Genomic DNA, 14193 nt, shown 5'->3' on the forward strand with positions numbered 1-14193 from the left:
CGGATGTTAGCCCCGCACCGATGAACCAGAGGGTTCGCCTTGATTTCATGTGGAAACTCTACACCCTGTAGCATACTTCAGGGTCAAACTCAGTTTTTGGGCAATGACAATCGGCGAGCTATCGAAAAAGGCGGGTGTCAGCGTGGAAGCCATCCGGTATTATGAGCGGGAGGGCATTTTGCCGCGAGCGTATCGCTGGAGCGACAACAACTACCGTGATTTTGATGAAGACGCTCTGATGCGCCTAAAATTTGTCCGATCAGCCAAGGATTCAGGATTCACATTGAGAGAGATCAGAAAGCTGATGGATCTCAATCTAGTGCCCGGTGAGGCCTGTGCAGATGTCGAGAAAATGATCGACCAGAAATTGGAGGTCATCGAGTCGAGGATTGGCCGAATGCGCCGACTCGAAGCGAACTTGGTCGAAATGCAAAAGGCATGTCGTGCCGGGCTTGTTGACGGGAAATGCCCAGCTCTGTGGCAGTTCAGTGCGAGCCTGGAATAGGTTTCAGCAAACGGACAAACCGTAAGACGTACAATGTGCCAATATATTACCCGATTCAGAGTTCACTCCCTATGATTCGGGACTGGCCAAGCGCTCCGAAGGCGGCGGGACGGGGACCAAACGCAGAATGAACGCTTAACGACAGTCCGAATACTTCGGTGGTGGAACCTCTAGCGAGTCCGAATCCCACCACCAGACCGCGATCGGCAGTAGTTGGCCCCCAAGTGACTGCCAAGCAGAAAGTAACATGCGTTGGAAAGGCTCACTCATCTGGGAGTGCTGGTGCGATGTAACGGACGGACCTCTGTGTCGAATGCTTTTGGCAGTTCCAAGATGCGCTGGGATAGGCCAGCTAGGTTCACCCAGTTTAGGACGCCACTCGTTCTGCAAATTGCGGATTGAACACTGGATCAAGTAGACGTGGCTGGTTCAGAGTCCAGTAACCCTCGACCATTGGGGATCAATACCTCCGGGGATTGAGAGTCTCTGAAAATTGAGTGAATCGCCGATGTAGCTCTTGACAAAATGGCATAGTCACAGTTGGTAACTATCTTAGTGCCGAAGAAAGTAATCACAATATGGCTCTCAAGCCTGTTTGCGCTGAACGCGGTTTTTGGTGCGTACGGCGGGTTACTTCTGTGCATCCATCAGAACCTGATTGTTCATACGGAATCGGGTGTGGCAGGCGGCTTTCGTTGTGAGGCTGGGTCCAACAATGGACTGTCCGATTTTTCTTGTCTTTCCGGGTCTGAGCCCTGTTTGGACGTCGAACTCATTGGAGGAGCTCTTCCGGCGTTTAGAGCTGGAGAGTTTCATTCCATATCCAGCGTTACGCAGGTCTGCGGCATCGTAGAAACGGCTGCTGACCCGGTTTTTCCCCTATTTGAAGTTGCCAAAGCAGTGCAGCTTCGGGCTCCGCCGGTAGTGCGGGCGACGAGTGTTCTCGTCGCGCAGGTAGTCAATCTGCGCATCTGATATCCTGATAGAGTTAGGGTCGAAATCCATTCCGTGGGAATGGCTTTTCGGAATGCAGCACCCTCCGAGAGGGTCTGTTCATCTCAACTTTTATCAGGATCATTGATGCACCGCCTATTAAAACGTAAACAAGTTCTATCCATTCTCCTTTGTGCTCCGATTGGAGCTCTTTCTGCCCAAGAATTCGACGCAAGCCGTCAATCGACCATCAGTTACGAAATCGCCCTGAACCGGGCAATTGACACTGATCCCGAATTGCGGGGATTTGAAGCCAGAGTGGAAGCAGCAGAGGGTCAGGTCGAACAGGCCAGCCTTCGACCGAATCCTGTCGTAGGAGCAGACATAGAGAATTTCTTTGGTTCGGGTGATTATCGCGATGTGCAGGGTGTGGAGCTCACCCTCGGTGTGGCTCAACTCATCGAGACCGCAGGCAAGCGGGCCAAGCGAACTGAGCTGGCCCGCACCTTACGGGACAATGTCGCTTGGGATCGCGAGCTCAGGCTCGCTGCAGTCGAGACTGCTGTCCGGTCCGCATTTGTCGATGTGTTGCTCGCTCAGAAGTGGCTCGATCTGCGAGGGGAACAGCTCAACCTCGCAAGGCGTAGCGAAGCTGAGACGGCTCGCTTGGTTGATGCTGCCCGCTCCACGCAAGTTGAGCTGACCCGTGCCGGATTGGCCGTGCAGCAGCAGGAATTTGCATTGAAGCAGGCACGACTGGCGTTGAATGCAGCCCGTGGCCGACTGGCGGCTCTGTGGGGCGATTCACCCAGTACAGAGTTCAAGGTGACCGGATCCGTCGAGTTGGAAGCACAACTGCCCGAGCTGGCGCAACTGGTAGCGATCCTGCCACAAAGTGCATTCCTGGCGAGATACGACGGGAACAGGCGCATCCAGGAAGCGTCGCTCACCCTGGAGGAGGCAAGGGCCACGCCGGATGTCGAAGTTTTTGGGGGAGGGCGATATTTCAATGAAGGAAGCGGCGATGCCGCTTTTGTGCTCGGCATCGCGATCCCGTGGCCACTTTTCGACAAGAACCAGGGGAATATCCGCACAGCTCGGGCAAAGCTACGGTCCGTTGACTACGAACGAGAGGCTACGCGACGCCAACTCATCATCAAACTGACCGACGCCTATCAGGAACTGGCTGCAGCGTCCGAGGAAGCCCGCAGCGTGCAAACAGGTCTCCGCCCAGCAGCTGAGCGGTCAATGGCGGAAACAGAGGAAGGTTTTGAGCGCGGGCAATTCACCTTGCTCTCAGTGCTGGAGAGTCGGGCAACGCTGTTCGAGATCAGTGAGATCTATCTTGATGCGGTCACTCGCTATACCGTCGCACAGGCACGAATCGAAATGCTCACACGCCCGGCGAAGCCAATCCATTAACCCTTTCAAAAATGAAATCCATTACATCCCACTCATCAACGAAATACATGCGCCACGCATTCTGCCTGACATCGCTCCTCATTGGCTTGGGTCTCGCATCGAGCGCCCAAGCTCAGTCACAGACGGACCACGGAACGGCCGAAGAACATGGACACGATGAATCCCATGCAACCCGAAATGACCATGATGCTCATGGCACTGGAAACGAAGACAATGGTCATGACATTGGTTCAGAAGGCCATGAAGATCGCGGGGAAGGAGAGGGTGAGCATGGCGACGAACATGGTGGCCCGATCGAACTTTCCCCCGCCGACATGCTTGACTTTGGCATTCAGGTCGAGGCTGCAGCGTCCGGAACGATCCATGACGAGCTTCGTTTGCAGGGTGAAGTGCGTATGAACGAAAACGCCATGGGGCATGTCAGTCCGCGTTTCGGTGGAGTTGTCACTTCGATCAATAAGCGCCTCGGTGATCGTGTTTCACAGGGCGAAGTTTTGGCGGAAATGGAAAGCAATGAGACGTTGCGACCATTCCAGCTGGTTGCGCCTCTGGATGGGACTGTGGTTTCTTTTCACATCACGCCAGGCGAAAGTCTATCCGCGGGCGAGGTCGCCTATACTATCGCAGACACGTCGACAATTTGGGTGGATCTTCGGGTCTACCAACGCGACTTACCTAAAGTGCACCATGGACAGGCACTTCGCATCTCTGCCGGACACGAATACGAGGAACTTGAAGGCGAGATCTCGTATGTGGGTCCTGTCATCGACGAATCGAACCGGACTGGATTTGTTCGTGCCGAATTGGAAAACCCCGACGGAACCTATCGCCCGGGACTCTTCGTAATTGGAAATGTCCTGCTGGACGCTCATCAGGTGCCAGCCATGGTCCCCCGCTCAGGAGTTATCTCCATGGATGGGGAGTCTGTCATCTTCGTGCAATCAGAAGATGGTCACGGGTTCGAAGCACGAGTGGTTACGCTCGGGCGAACGGACACCGAAAACGTCGAGATCCGAACAGGTATCCAACCCGGCGAACTCTACGTCGCCAAAGGTGGATTTTTCCTCAAGGCCGATTCGCAGAAGGAAGACTTCGGCGATGGTCACGGTCATTAGAACAAAAGGATTTTCGCCATGAAACGGTTAGTCGAATTTGCGTTACACTCACGTCTCCTCGTCGTCGTCCTGGGGCTGTTCATGATGGCAGCCGGGTTCTGGGGCTATACGAAGCTTCCTGTTGATTCCTTTCCCGATGTGTCTCCAAATCTGGTTCAGATTTTTACAGTCACCGAAGGTCTGGCACCCGAGGAAATCGAAAAGTATGTCACTTTTCCAGTCGAGTCCTCCATGAACGGCTTGCCGGGCGTGGAGAACATCCGGTCGGTCTCCAACTTCGGACTCTCTGTCGTCAACGTGTATTTTGAAGACGGCATGGACATCTATTTCTGTCGACAACTCGTTGCCGAACGCCTGACCGAGGCCCGCGAGTTCATACCAGACGGATTTGGGGAACCCGCGATGGGTCCCATTTCGACTGGTATGGGCCTGGTGCTCTTTTATTATCTGGAGGACACCACTGGCCAATACTCGTTGACCGACCTCAGATCGATTCAGGATTGGATAATCAAGTTCAATCTACAGAACGTTCCCGGTGTCACCGAGGTGCTCGGTATCGGAGGATTTGAAAAGCAGTTTCACGTCGAAGTCGAACCGCTCGCCCTGGAGCGGTACGGATTCACTGTCGGCCAGGTCATTGAGCGCATTGAGGACAACAACCTCAATATAGGCGCTCAGTTCATCGAGAATAACAACGAGGAATACGTGGTCAGGTCCGTTGGTCTCGCAACCTCACTCGATGATATCCGCTCCATTCTGATGGGCAGTTTCGATGGAATACCGGTTACAGTTGGCGATGTGGCCGAGGTGAAGGAAGGAGCTGCCATCCGGCGCGGTCTTCAGACAAAAGATGGTATTGCGGAAGTCGTATCCGGCCAGGTCATCAAGCTGTTCGGGACGAATGCGTCAACCGTCATTCAGTCGGTTGAGGAGAAGATCGCCCAGATCAATGAAAGCCTGCCCGATGGGGTGACCATCGTCCCCTATTATGAGCAGAAAACACTCGTTCAGTCAGCTGTCAGGACGGTCACTTCTGCACTGGGCCAGGGAATCTTGTTGGTCGCTCTCGTGCTCGTTATTTTTATGGGCGGATTGCGTCCGACGATTGTCGTAGCGACAGCCCTTCCATTTTCGGTTCTGTTTGCGACCCTTGGGATGTACTATTTTGGAATCTCGGCGAATCTGATGTCGTTGGGAGGCCTTGCCATAGCCATCGGCATGTTGGTGGATGGCGCGATTGTGGTCGTCGAGAACGTTGATCAGCATCTGAGGACGGCTTCACCCCACGAGGCAAGGATGACAGTTGTCTCCAGAGCATGCAGTGAGGTCGCGCGGCCCGTCGGCTTTGCTGTTGCCATTGTAATTCTGGTTTTTCTCCCTCTCTTTACGCTCACTGGAGTCGAGGGCAAAACCTTCCGTCCGTTGGCCTACTCGATCGCCCTGGCGATGAGTGGCGCGCTTATCTATGCATTGATCGTAGGGCCGACTCTGGCCTACTTCCTGATGCGGGGTCCAAAACGGAAAGGCTTGGACGATGGATCCAGTCAACCCAATGAGAGTTTCATCGTCCGCATATTGCAGGCCCCGTACCGGCCTGTTGTTGGTTTTCTGGTGAACCATCGATGGATCGCTGTGCTGGGGGCGACTCTTCTGCTGGGAGCGGGGCTGTGGATATTTCCGAAGTTGGGCACCGAATTCACGCCCGAACTCAACGAGGGCACCATCGTCGTGAAACTTAAAATGGCGCCATCGATATCCATTGATACTTCCAAGCAGATGACACAGGCGATCGAACGTCGAATTCTCGATGTGCCAGAAGTCAGAAAGATCGTCACACGAATAGGTCGTGGAGAAGTGGGTGCGCACGCCGACCCGATCAATGCGGCAGAACTCTACCTAATCCTGTCACCTGCGGAAGAATGGCATCGGCCGTACGATCAGGAAGCGATGGTTGAGCAAATCCGCGAGGCCATTGGTGACCCACCCGGAGTAGTCGTGAACTATACCCAGCCGATCGAGATGTCGGTGGATGAATTGCTTGAGGGCGTGCAAGCCGAACTCGCTGTGAAGCTGTTCGGTGAAGATCTCGACGTCCTGCTTGGAAAGGCCAATGAAATCGCCGCGTCACTCGGGTCAGTCGAAGGTGCGCGTGACGTTCAGGTCGACCAGGTAACGGGGTCCCCGCAGTTGCTGATTCGGATCAATCGTGGAGCTGCGGCCCGATACAATCTGAATGTGGGCGACATACAGCGTGTCATCCAGGCCGGCATTGGCGGGGCAGAGGCCGGCCTTATCTTCGAGGGCATTCGCAGGTATGAAATCGTCGTACGCTATCCGGCTGCCTACCGCTCAAGCTTGGGTGCGATCAGTGAGACAATTATCCGCAGCCCAGATGGCTCCCTGGTCCCCCTCGATGAAGTGGCCACGGTCGAGGAAATTATCGGCCCCCGCCAGATTACGCGCGAGCGAAGCCAGCGTTTTATTGCGATTCAATGCAATGTGAGCGGGAGGGATATCGGCAGTTTCGTGGAGGACGCGGAGAAAGCGATAGCTGATCAGGTCGACCTTCCAGCTGGATACCTGACCACCTGGGGCGGTTCCTACAAGTTGCAGCAGGAAGCAAACAGGCGCTTCGCGGTTGTTATCCCCATTACTCTGTTGCTCATTCTCCTAATGATCTATGCCGCGTTGGATTCATTGCGGAATAGCATGCTTATCCTCTTGAACATCCCGTTGGCGCTCGTTGGCGGTGTCGCCGCGCTCTGGATCGCGGGAGAAAACCTTTCTGTGCCTGCCACGGTAGGATTCATCGCCTTGTTTGGTATCGCTCTGGGTAACGGCCTGGTCCTCATAACCTATACCAACCAATTGCTTCGCGAAGGCATGGAAATCGGAGCGGCCTCGGTCGAAGCGGCTTGCCGGAGACTCCGGCCGGTCTTGATGACTGCCATTACGACCGGCCTCGGTTTGCTTCCGCTCCTTCTCGCGAATGGCACGGGCAGCGAAGTGCAGCGACCGCTGGCGCTGGTGGTCACCGGTGGCCTCGTCAGTTCGACACTGCTCACCCTCCTCGTGGTGCCCGCCCTCTACAAGTGGTTCGCCATCAATCCCGAAATTGAATCCTAAACCATCATCATATGAAGGAAATCAAGGCATACATAAAGGCTATCAAGCGCGACGAAGTCACAAATGCACTGCACAGGATCAAAGGACTCCAAGGGGCCAGCTTCTCGAACGTGCTGGGTTTTGGTCGAAGCAAAGAGATGAGTTCCGGCCATGCTTCCGGTTCCGACGTGTCCGGCTACGTAAAACACGTTAAGGTCGAAGTTGTCTGCGACGCCGAGCTTGAATCCGCGGTGGTGGAGGCGATCCATCGAGCGGCCCACACCGGGCTGCGGGGTGATGGTCGGATCTTCGTCAGCGATATTGGTTACAGTATTCGGATACAGGAGGATCCTGAAGCGAGACCATCAAGATCCGTTCCGCTGAACGATCCAACGACTGAATCTTAAGGGCAGATACCCCGCGCCTTATGAGCATTCGAGCGCTGAAGGTTCCATGCCTCGGGCATCTGTCTTGGATTCGTAGAGCCCGCTGAACGCGCCTGGATCACTAGCCTCGTTCCGCCGCTTTACTCCTGTTGCTCGTGCGCGGCAAACCCAAGAAAAGGATGAATAACGACGACCACCTCAAAGGGAACCACCACGGGGAGCACGGCCACGACTGCTGCGATGATCACGATTACGGCAGACCTGTGAAGGAGCGAACGGTATTGAATGAGGGTGTCGCAGGGGATATCCAGATCAACCTGCGCGTCGAGGGGATGGATTGCTCGGAGGAAGTCGCGCTGATCGAAAAGGCGCTACGGCCAATGGAAGGCGTTCGCGAAGTGCGGGCTAATGTGGTGACTGAGAAAGTAACCATCGCCCACGACGAGCGCGTTAGCCAGCGGGCCTTGATCGAAGCCATCGGCGCGGTGGGTTTGAAAGCGGAACCCGCGGACGCTCCGCGCGATAACGACGGTGCGAGTGCCGCCCAGCATGCACGGGCTATCTCGGTCGGACTTTCCGCCGTCCTTGCGACGCTCGGACTGGTCGTGCTTTGGACGGGGCTCGGGCCGGAGTGGTTGGCGGTCGTACTCTTCATCGGCGCGATCGTCTCAGGCGGCTGGTTCATTTTTCCGAAGGCGGTCGGAGCTGTGCGGCGGTTTTCGCCGGATATGAATCTGCTCATGACCGTCGCCGTCATCGGCGCGGCCATCATCGGCGAATGGGCGGAAGCTGCCGCCGTGGTCTTCCTCTTCGCGCTCTCCGAAATGCTGGAGGCATTCAGCGTCCAGCGGGCGCGGCGCGCCATCGAATCGCTGCTCGATCTCACGCCCGCCACGGCGCTCGTGAAGCGAGGCGACACTTTCGAAGAACTGCAGGTCGAGCAGGTGGAAATCGGCGAGGTGATCGCGATCAGATCCGGCGCGCGCGTGCCGCTCGATGGCGAAGTCACCAGCGGTGCGTCGGCCATCAATCAAGCGCCCATCACCGGCGAATCCATGCCCATCGAGAAGAAGCCGGGCGACACCATTTTCGCCGGGACAATCAACGGCGAAGGCTCGCTCGAAGCCCGAGTCACCAAGGCGTCCACCGACACGATGCTCGCGAAAATCATCCACCTCGTCGAGGAGGCGCAGTCGCAGAAAGCGCCCTCGCAGCGATTCGTCGACGTCTTCGCGAAATACTACACGCCTGCTGTGATGGTGCTTGCGCTACTCGTTTTCTTCGTGCCGCCGATCGCTTTCGACGGCGATTGGTTCACATGGACCTATCGTGCGCTCGTGCTGCTCGTCATTGCCTGTCCCTGCGCGCTGGTCATTTCCACGCCTGTCTCTATTGTTTCCGGACTCACCGCGATGGCCCGGCGCGGCGTGCTCATCAAGGGCGGCGCGTTCCTTGAGTCCATCGGCCGTCTGCGCGCGCTCGCGCTCGACAAGACCGGCACCATTACCGAAGGCCGCCCGCGCGTCCTCGCCGTCACCGCACTTGGCGGAAAATCCGAGGACGAAATCCTGCGCATCGCCGCTGCCATCGACACGCACTCCGATCATCCGCTCGCCCAGGCCGTCACCGCCTATGCAAAGGAACGCGGCACCGAGTTTCCGCGCGGTGAGAACTACCAGTCGCGCACCGGGCGCGGAGCCGAAGCGGAGATTGATGGCCACAATTACTTCGTGGGCAACCACCGCTTCACCCACGAACTGGCCGTCTGCTCCGAGAGTCTCGAACGCCAGCTCGCCGAAATCGAAAGCCGTGCCCAATCCGTCGTCGTAGTCGGACACCGGCCCCACGCCGATTGCCAGGGCGAAGTCCTCGGCATCCTCGCCATTGGCGACGCCATCCGAGCCAACGCCGGGCAAGCTATCCGCGACCTGCACACCGCAGGCATCGAGCGCGTCGTTATGCTCAGTGGAGACAACCAGCGCACCGCCGACGCCATCGCGGAGCAAACCGGCATCGACGAAGCCCATGGCGATCTTCTACCCGACGACAAAGTCGCCCGCATCCGCGCGTTGCTCGCCGAGCATACGCATGTCGGCATGATCGGCGACGGCGTGAACGACGCCCCGGCGATGGCCGCCGCTACCGTCGGCATCGCAATGGGCGCGGCCGGCACGGATACCGCCATCGAGACCGCCGACATCGCCTTGATGAAAGACGACCTGAGCAAAGTCGCCGAGACCATCCGGCTCGGACGTCGCACCTTGGGCATCATCCAGTTCAACATCGCCTTTGCTCTGGCGATCAAAGCCGTCTTCCTCGTCCTTGCGGTGCTCGGCTACACCAGCCTCTGGCTCGCCATCCTCGCTGACACTGGTGCCACTTTACTGGTGATCGCAAATTCGCTCCGCTTGTTGATGCCAAGAAACTAAGCCACCCCATCTTCTGGAATTATGATTCGTAACGACAATCCCCAAAAGTGCCGTTTCGCTGCTCAAACGAAGAGTGTCCAAGAACGGGATACGCCGACTCCGTACCTCAGTTCTTTGGTTGGTAGCTGGCTTGGGGGCATCGATTTTCCGATCGAACTTGGGTTTTCAGTAGGGGTCCGTAGGGCCGAAATTCCGGGAGGTGGTCAACCATCGATGGAGTTTGACCCAATCAGGGCTCAAAAATCTCAGTATCAGTCAACGTATCAGATACACGGAATTCATATCAGCTGATGATTACGAGATCTGTAATGGTATCTTCAATCGCGATCGCACTTGGCTTACAGTTCCTCACGGCACTGGATGCTTTAGGCAATAGGGAGTCAACAGATCTGACTCTTCCATCGTATCTTGGCCAAACGGAGATCGTTCGTGACCTCTTGAGTGCTGGCGTCGATGTGAATGAATCGAATGCCGACGGTCGTACGCCATTGATGTTCGCCTCTGCTGCGGGCCAGATTGAGGTCATGAAGATCTTGTTGGAGGCAGGGGCTGATCCTGGTGCGGCTGCTAGAGACGGAACCACGGCCTTAATGGCGGCATCCGAAGAGGGTCATGCGTCAACTGTTGCGATTCTGTTAAGGGCGGGTGCTGGCGTAAACGCTCAATTGGCCGACGGTCGAACGCCGCTGATGGCGGCCGCATTCTTTGGGTATACCAAGATTGTAGAGACTCTATTGGAAGCGGGGGCTGATCCACGACTGGCTGATCGTCGTGGAAGGACAGCACTCATGTGGGCGTCTCAGAGTGGCCGAGTCGCGGCGGTGACGATCTTGTTGAAGAACGGAGGCAACGTTGATGTTGCGGCGAATGATGGCGCAACTTCGTTGATGTTGGCGGCTGAGGAGGGAAAGCTCAAAGTCGTCAGAATGTTGATTGAAGCAGGGGCAGACTTGAATTCGGCGGCAAACAATGGGGCGACAGCTCTAATTTTAGCGGCAAATTATGGCAGGTTGGAGGTTGCCAAGGCTCTTATTGGTGCAGGAGCAAGAATTGACGCAGTTACCGGCGATGGTGTCACCGCACTCATAATGGCAAGTCAGAATGATAACGTCTCGATCGTTTCCGCTCTTCTGAAAGCGGGTGCGGATGTAAATGCAGTGACTAAGATTGGGGCTACGGCGCTTATGACCGCTGCTGCTCGGGGGAATGCTGAAATTGTCAGGATTCTTCTGGAAGCGGGAGCCGACGAGAATTTGACCATGAATAATGGCGCAACAGCTTGGATACTGGCAGAAGACAACGGTCACGCCGTTGTTGCCCGAGTTCTTTTGGAATGGAACAGATAGTCGGAGCGCACGCTTGTACTGCATCTTCTGTGTCATTAAGGAAGCGGGATGATCTCAATCATATATGGCAGTTGGCATGACTAACATCGACATTGATATTGCCGTCTTCGCATTCCTCCAGAATCTCTCTCTATGCTCTTGTTTATGGGGAAACCAAGGTTCTTCAACTTGTAGTCTGATAATGAACAATATTCGGTCTGAATTGGATTCGTCGTCTGGTCTTCAGTCAGCGCGGGTATCGAGAGCGGAGCCATGGCGACTGCAAGGGAAGATCTCGCTTCCTTGATAGCGCCTGGTTCCTCATTTCGATTTTCATGGAATAAGCGATACTCCGAAACGCTTCATAACGTATGCCGTAATGACAAAGCATAAAACCGTGAGAAAGATACTTGCGCCAAGTGATGTCCAAAAACCTAGCCCGCGATTTAGCATCCAAGGCATGAGTAAGAACATGGGCAATGTTGGTAAGGCATACCAAAATGTATAATAAGCATGATTAGATATTTTGCCTATCTCTTGGTCTTCGATGTAGAGCCATATCATAATCATGATGGTCACCAGAGGCAAAGCTGCCAAGAGTGCGCCCAAACGATCAGCCCGCTTTGCCACTTCGGAAACTGCGACAATGATAAACGCTGTCACGGCATATTTGATGAGGAGTAGGAGCATTGTTTTTTGGTCGAACGTCAGAGGTCAGGTGGGGCGGGGCTAGTTGTCGTTGCTTGCAGCGGTTTGTGGGCGCCCAGCTTGGGCACGTAGTAAATGAAATGAAAGTCCCCCTATCGGAGAACCAAGCATGATCAAACACGAAAGAAACGACTATCCCGCTGAGTGGGACCATCTGTGGAAGGGTAGAGGAAACTGGCGAGTGGATGAAGAAGAATCGTTTAGAACGCCGACACGACGGATGAGTTGGCACTACACAGCGAATTCCACTGGTTCAGGTCGAGAAGGTAAATACGGAGGTTCTGCCGGGAAGCAACGCGTTCTTAGAGGCTGTCTTAAAAGTGATGAAATGTGTCGTTTGGTCAGAAAAGGCCACGCCGCAAGGCACATCCCAAATGGGGTATCCCTGTAGGGCTTTCCCTTTGGGATGGAACGCGGCACCGTGGTTATTTCTGTCCAAACCCTTCGGGCAGAGTTGCTTTGGGCTCGTGGCCGGCGTTGGGCGCGAGGACCAGGGCCTACAGGCCCGGGCACCTCGCTCCCGCCTTGCCCAACGACCCAAATCAATCTCTGCGACACGCTTCAGCACTTTTAGGACAGCCTCTTACCTGGGGAACTCCCATGGAGGAAATGCCGTGAGAAGTCAGCAGAGGCCATAGTAGTCTCTTCAAATGAGCCGTGAGTAGCCGGCCATGTCTTGCGTGGGGCGAAGGACAGGGAGGTCTAGTCTCAATTGAGATGAAGGCCCAAACTCCATTCCCACGGCCAAGCCAGATGGCCAGCCTGATTCAGTTCCGATTCAAATCAAATGCGGGCTGACCGATCGGGTACGTTACGGTTACCACGTCGTTCACTGCGTCCTGGCGCAGCCTCTCCGCGAGGCGCAAGCAGGTTACGCACCAGGCATTGACTTTGTCGATGCTGGCGAAGGATTCAACGTGAACCTCTCAAGCGTTGAAGAAAGAACCACTCGAAAGCCACAAGAGCAACGATGGCGCCGATGGCAATGATTACGATGGTGGGGTCGACCATGACTTTCATGACGACGAAGACGGTCAACACCAGGGAGTCCAGCAAGATCGCCACAATCAAGACCCACGGATGCGCACCGACTTCGCTGCCGAGATGGCGTAGAACTCCCCAGTGAATGACTATGTCCATGATCAGGTAGAAAATTGCTCCGAGTGAGGCGATCCGGCCAAGATCAAAGAATGCCGCGAGAATCGACGCCAACACGACCGTATAGACCAAGGTGTGCTTCTGGATATTGCCGGGCATGCCGAAATGGCTATGCGGGATCAGTTCCATGTCGGTCAGCATGGCCAGCATTCTGGAAACGGCGAAGATACTGGCGAGCAGGCCCGATGCGGTGGCAATGATCGCGATTCCGACCGTAAACCATACGCCATAGTCTCCCATCGCAGGGCGGGCAGCTTCTGCCAGCGAGTAATCCCGCGCCTGCGCTATCTCGGAAACTGTGAGTGTGGATCCGACGGCCCAGGCCACAAGAAGATAGACAACCAGGCAGATCGCCAGTGAGATGACGATGGCTCGGCCGACATTCTTTTTCGGGTTCTTAACCTCGTCGCCACTGTTCGTGATCGTGGTGAAGCCTTTGTAGGCAAGGATTGCGAGCGCCACACCCGCCACGAATCCGCCCCAAGAACTCCTCTCGCCGATACCCGTCTCCGCCGGTTCAAAGGAAAAGCCCGTCGCGGCGAGCGTGATCACGGCAAAGAGTAGAATACCGCCAATCTTCAATACTGCGGTAACTTTTGAAATTCGGCCGATAACTTTGTTTCCGGCGACATTAACAAGGAATGCAAAAGTGATCAGGCCGATCGCGAGAATCGGCACAAGAACGCCTGCATCGCTAATGCCCAGAGCGTGTAGGGTGTAGGTGCCAAACGTCCGCGCGACCAGGCTTTCGTTGATGACCATGGATATAGTCATCATAAGGGCTGCTGCTCCGGTGATGGTTGAGGGCCCGTATGCCTTCTTGAGGATCATCGCGATCCCCCCAGCCGATGGGTACTTGTTTGAGACCTTGATGTAGGAGTAAGCGCTGAAGCCGCTGATCACCGCCCCGATCAAGAAGGCGAGTGGAAACAGAGTTCCTGCGAACTCAGCAACCTGTCCCGTTAATGCGAAGATTCCTGCGCCGATCATCACACCGGTACCCATCGCGACCGACCCGAGTAGGCTCAGGCTGCCCTTTTCATATTGGCTATCCTTCATTTCAGGGTGGAGTCGGTGGGTGTGCCAGCTCAGTAATTATGAGCTTGA

At 55.6% G+C, this 14193-nt stretch carries 10 protein-coding genes; 8 read left to right on the forward strand and 2 right to left on the reverse strand.

What is annotated here, in order from left to right:
• Window positions 1–103 precede the first annotated feature (103 nt).
• From R3F07_04040 to R3F07_04075, 8 genes are all read left to right on the forward strand, one after another.
• Window positions 104–505 carry a heavy metal-responsive transcriptional regulator gene (locus tag R3F07_04040; GenBank protein ID MEZ5275535.1) on the forward strand — a complete coding sequence of 134 codons (402 nt, stop codon included), beginning with the start codon at window positions 104–106 and terminating at the stop codon, window positions 503–505.
• A 555-nt stretch (window positions 506–1060) separates the two neighbouring features.
• Window positions 1061–1480, forward strand: a complete 420-nt coding sequence (locus R3F07_04045; GenBank protein MEZ5275536.1) for a hypothetical protein — start codon at window positions 1061–1063, stop codon at window positions 1478–1480.
• Window positions 1481–1585: 105 nt separating this feature from the next.
• On the forward strand, window positions 1586–2860 hold the full coding sequence (locus R3F07_04050) for a TolC family protein (protein MEZ5275537.1): 1275 nt from the start codon (window positions 1586–1588) through the stop codon (window positions 2858–2860).
• Window positions 2861–2871: 11 nt separating this feature from the next.
• On the forward strand, window positions 2872–3975 hold the full coding sequence (locus R3F07_04055; protein ID MEZ5275538.1) for an efflux RND transporter periplasmic adaptor subunit: 1104 nt from the start codon (window positions 2872–2874) through the stop codon (window positions 3973–3975).
• Between the two features lie 18 nt (window positions 3976–3993).
• On the forward strand, window positions 3994–7101 hold the full coding sequence (locus R3F07_04060; protein MEZ5275539.1) for a CusA/CzcA family heavy metal efflux RND transporter: 3108 nt from the start codon (window positions 3994–3996) through the stop codon (window positions 7099–7101).
• An 11-nt stretch (window positions 7102–7112) separates the two neighbouring features.
• Window positions 7113–7487: a P-II family nitrogen regulator gene (locus tag R3F07_04065; protein MEZ5275540.1), complete on the forward strand. Its 375-nt coding sequence runs from the start codon at window positions 7113–7115 to the stop codon at window positions 7485–7487.
• Window positions 7488–7645: 158 nt separating this feature from the next.
• Window positions 7646–9895 (forward strand): cation-translocating P-type ATPase, encoded by a 2250-nt coding sequence (locus R3F07_04070; GenBank protein ID MEZ5275541.1) that lies wholly within the window; start codon window positions 7646–7648, stop codon window positions 9893–9895.
• A gap of 308 nt (window positions 9896–10203) precedes the next feature.
• Window positions 10204–11241, forward strand: coding sequence for an ankyrin repeat domain-containing protein (locus R3F07_04075; GenBank protein ID MEZ5275542.1), 1038 nt, complete (start codon window positions 10204–10206; stop codon window positions 11239–11241).
• 312 nt (window positions 11242–11553) lie between these two features.
• Here the strand turns inward: R3F07_04075 and R3F07_04080 are convergent, their stop codons facing one another.
• Both R3F07_04080 and R3F07_04085 read right to left on the reverse strand, forming a co-directional pair.
• A complete protein-coding gene (locus tag R3F07_04080; protein ID MEZ5275543.1) occupies window positions 11554–11910 on the reverse strand; it encodes a DUF3147 family protein in 357 nt (118 codons plus the stop codon).
• Window positions 11911–12840: 930 nt separating this feature from the next.
• Window positions 12841–14145 carry an APC family permease gene (locus R3F07_04085; GenBank protein MEZ5275544.1) on the reverse strand — a complete coding sequence of 435 codons (1305 nt, stop codon included), beginning with the start codon at window positions 14143–14145 and terminating at the stop codon, window positions 12841–12843.
• Window positions 14146–14193: the final 48 nt, after the last annotated feature.

The sequence above is a fragment of the Opitutaceae bacterium genome (genome assembly GCA_041395105.1).
Classification (GTDB): Bacteria; Verrucomicrobiota; Verrucomicrobiia; order Opitutales; family Opitutaceae; genus B12-G4.

What these genes read in the sequence shown, in the direction of transcription:
- R3F07_04060 (MEZ5275539.1), top strand. Translation starts at nt 3,994, where the DNA reads ATGAAACGGTTAGTCGAATTTGCGTTACACTCACGTCTCCTCGTCGTC.
- R3F07_04085 (MEZ5275544.1), bottom strand. Translation starts at nt 14,145, where the DNA reads ATGAAGGATAGCCAATATGAAAAGGGCAGCCTGAGCCTACTCGGGTCG.
- R3F07_04050 (MEZ5275537.1), top strand. Translation starts at nt 1,586, where the DNA reads ATGCACCGCCTATTAAAACGTAAACAAGTTCTATCCATTCTCCTTTGT.
- R3F07_04040 (MEZ5275535.1), top strand. Translation starts at nt 104, where the DNA reads ATGACAATCGGCGAGCTATCGAAAAAGGCGGGTGTCAGCGTGGAAGCC.
- R3F07_04065 (MEZ5275540.1), top strand. Translation starts at nt 7,113, where the DNA reads ATGAAGGAAATCAAGGCATACATAAAGGCTATCAAGCGCGACGAAGTC.
- R3F07_04080 (MEZ5275543.1), bottom strand. Translation starts at nt 11,910, where the DNA reads ATGCTCCTACTCCTCATCAAATATGCCGTGACAGCGTTTATCATTGTC.
- R3F07_04075 (MEZ5275542.1), top strand. Translation starts at nt 10,204, where the DNA reads ATGGTATCTTCAATCGCGATCGCACTTGGCTTACAGTTCCTCACGGCA.
- R3F07_04070 (MEZ5275541.1), top strand. Translation starts at nt 7,646, where the DNA reads ATGAATAACGACGACCACCTCAAAGGGAACCACCACGGGGAGCACGGC.
- R3F07_04055 (MEZ5275538.1), top strand. Translation starts at nt 2,872, where the DNA reads ATGAAATCCATTACATCCCACTCATCAACGAAATACATGCGCCACGCA.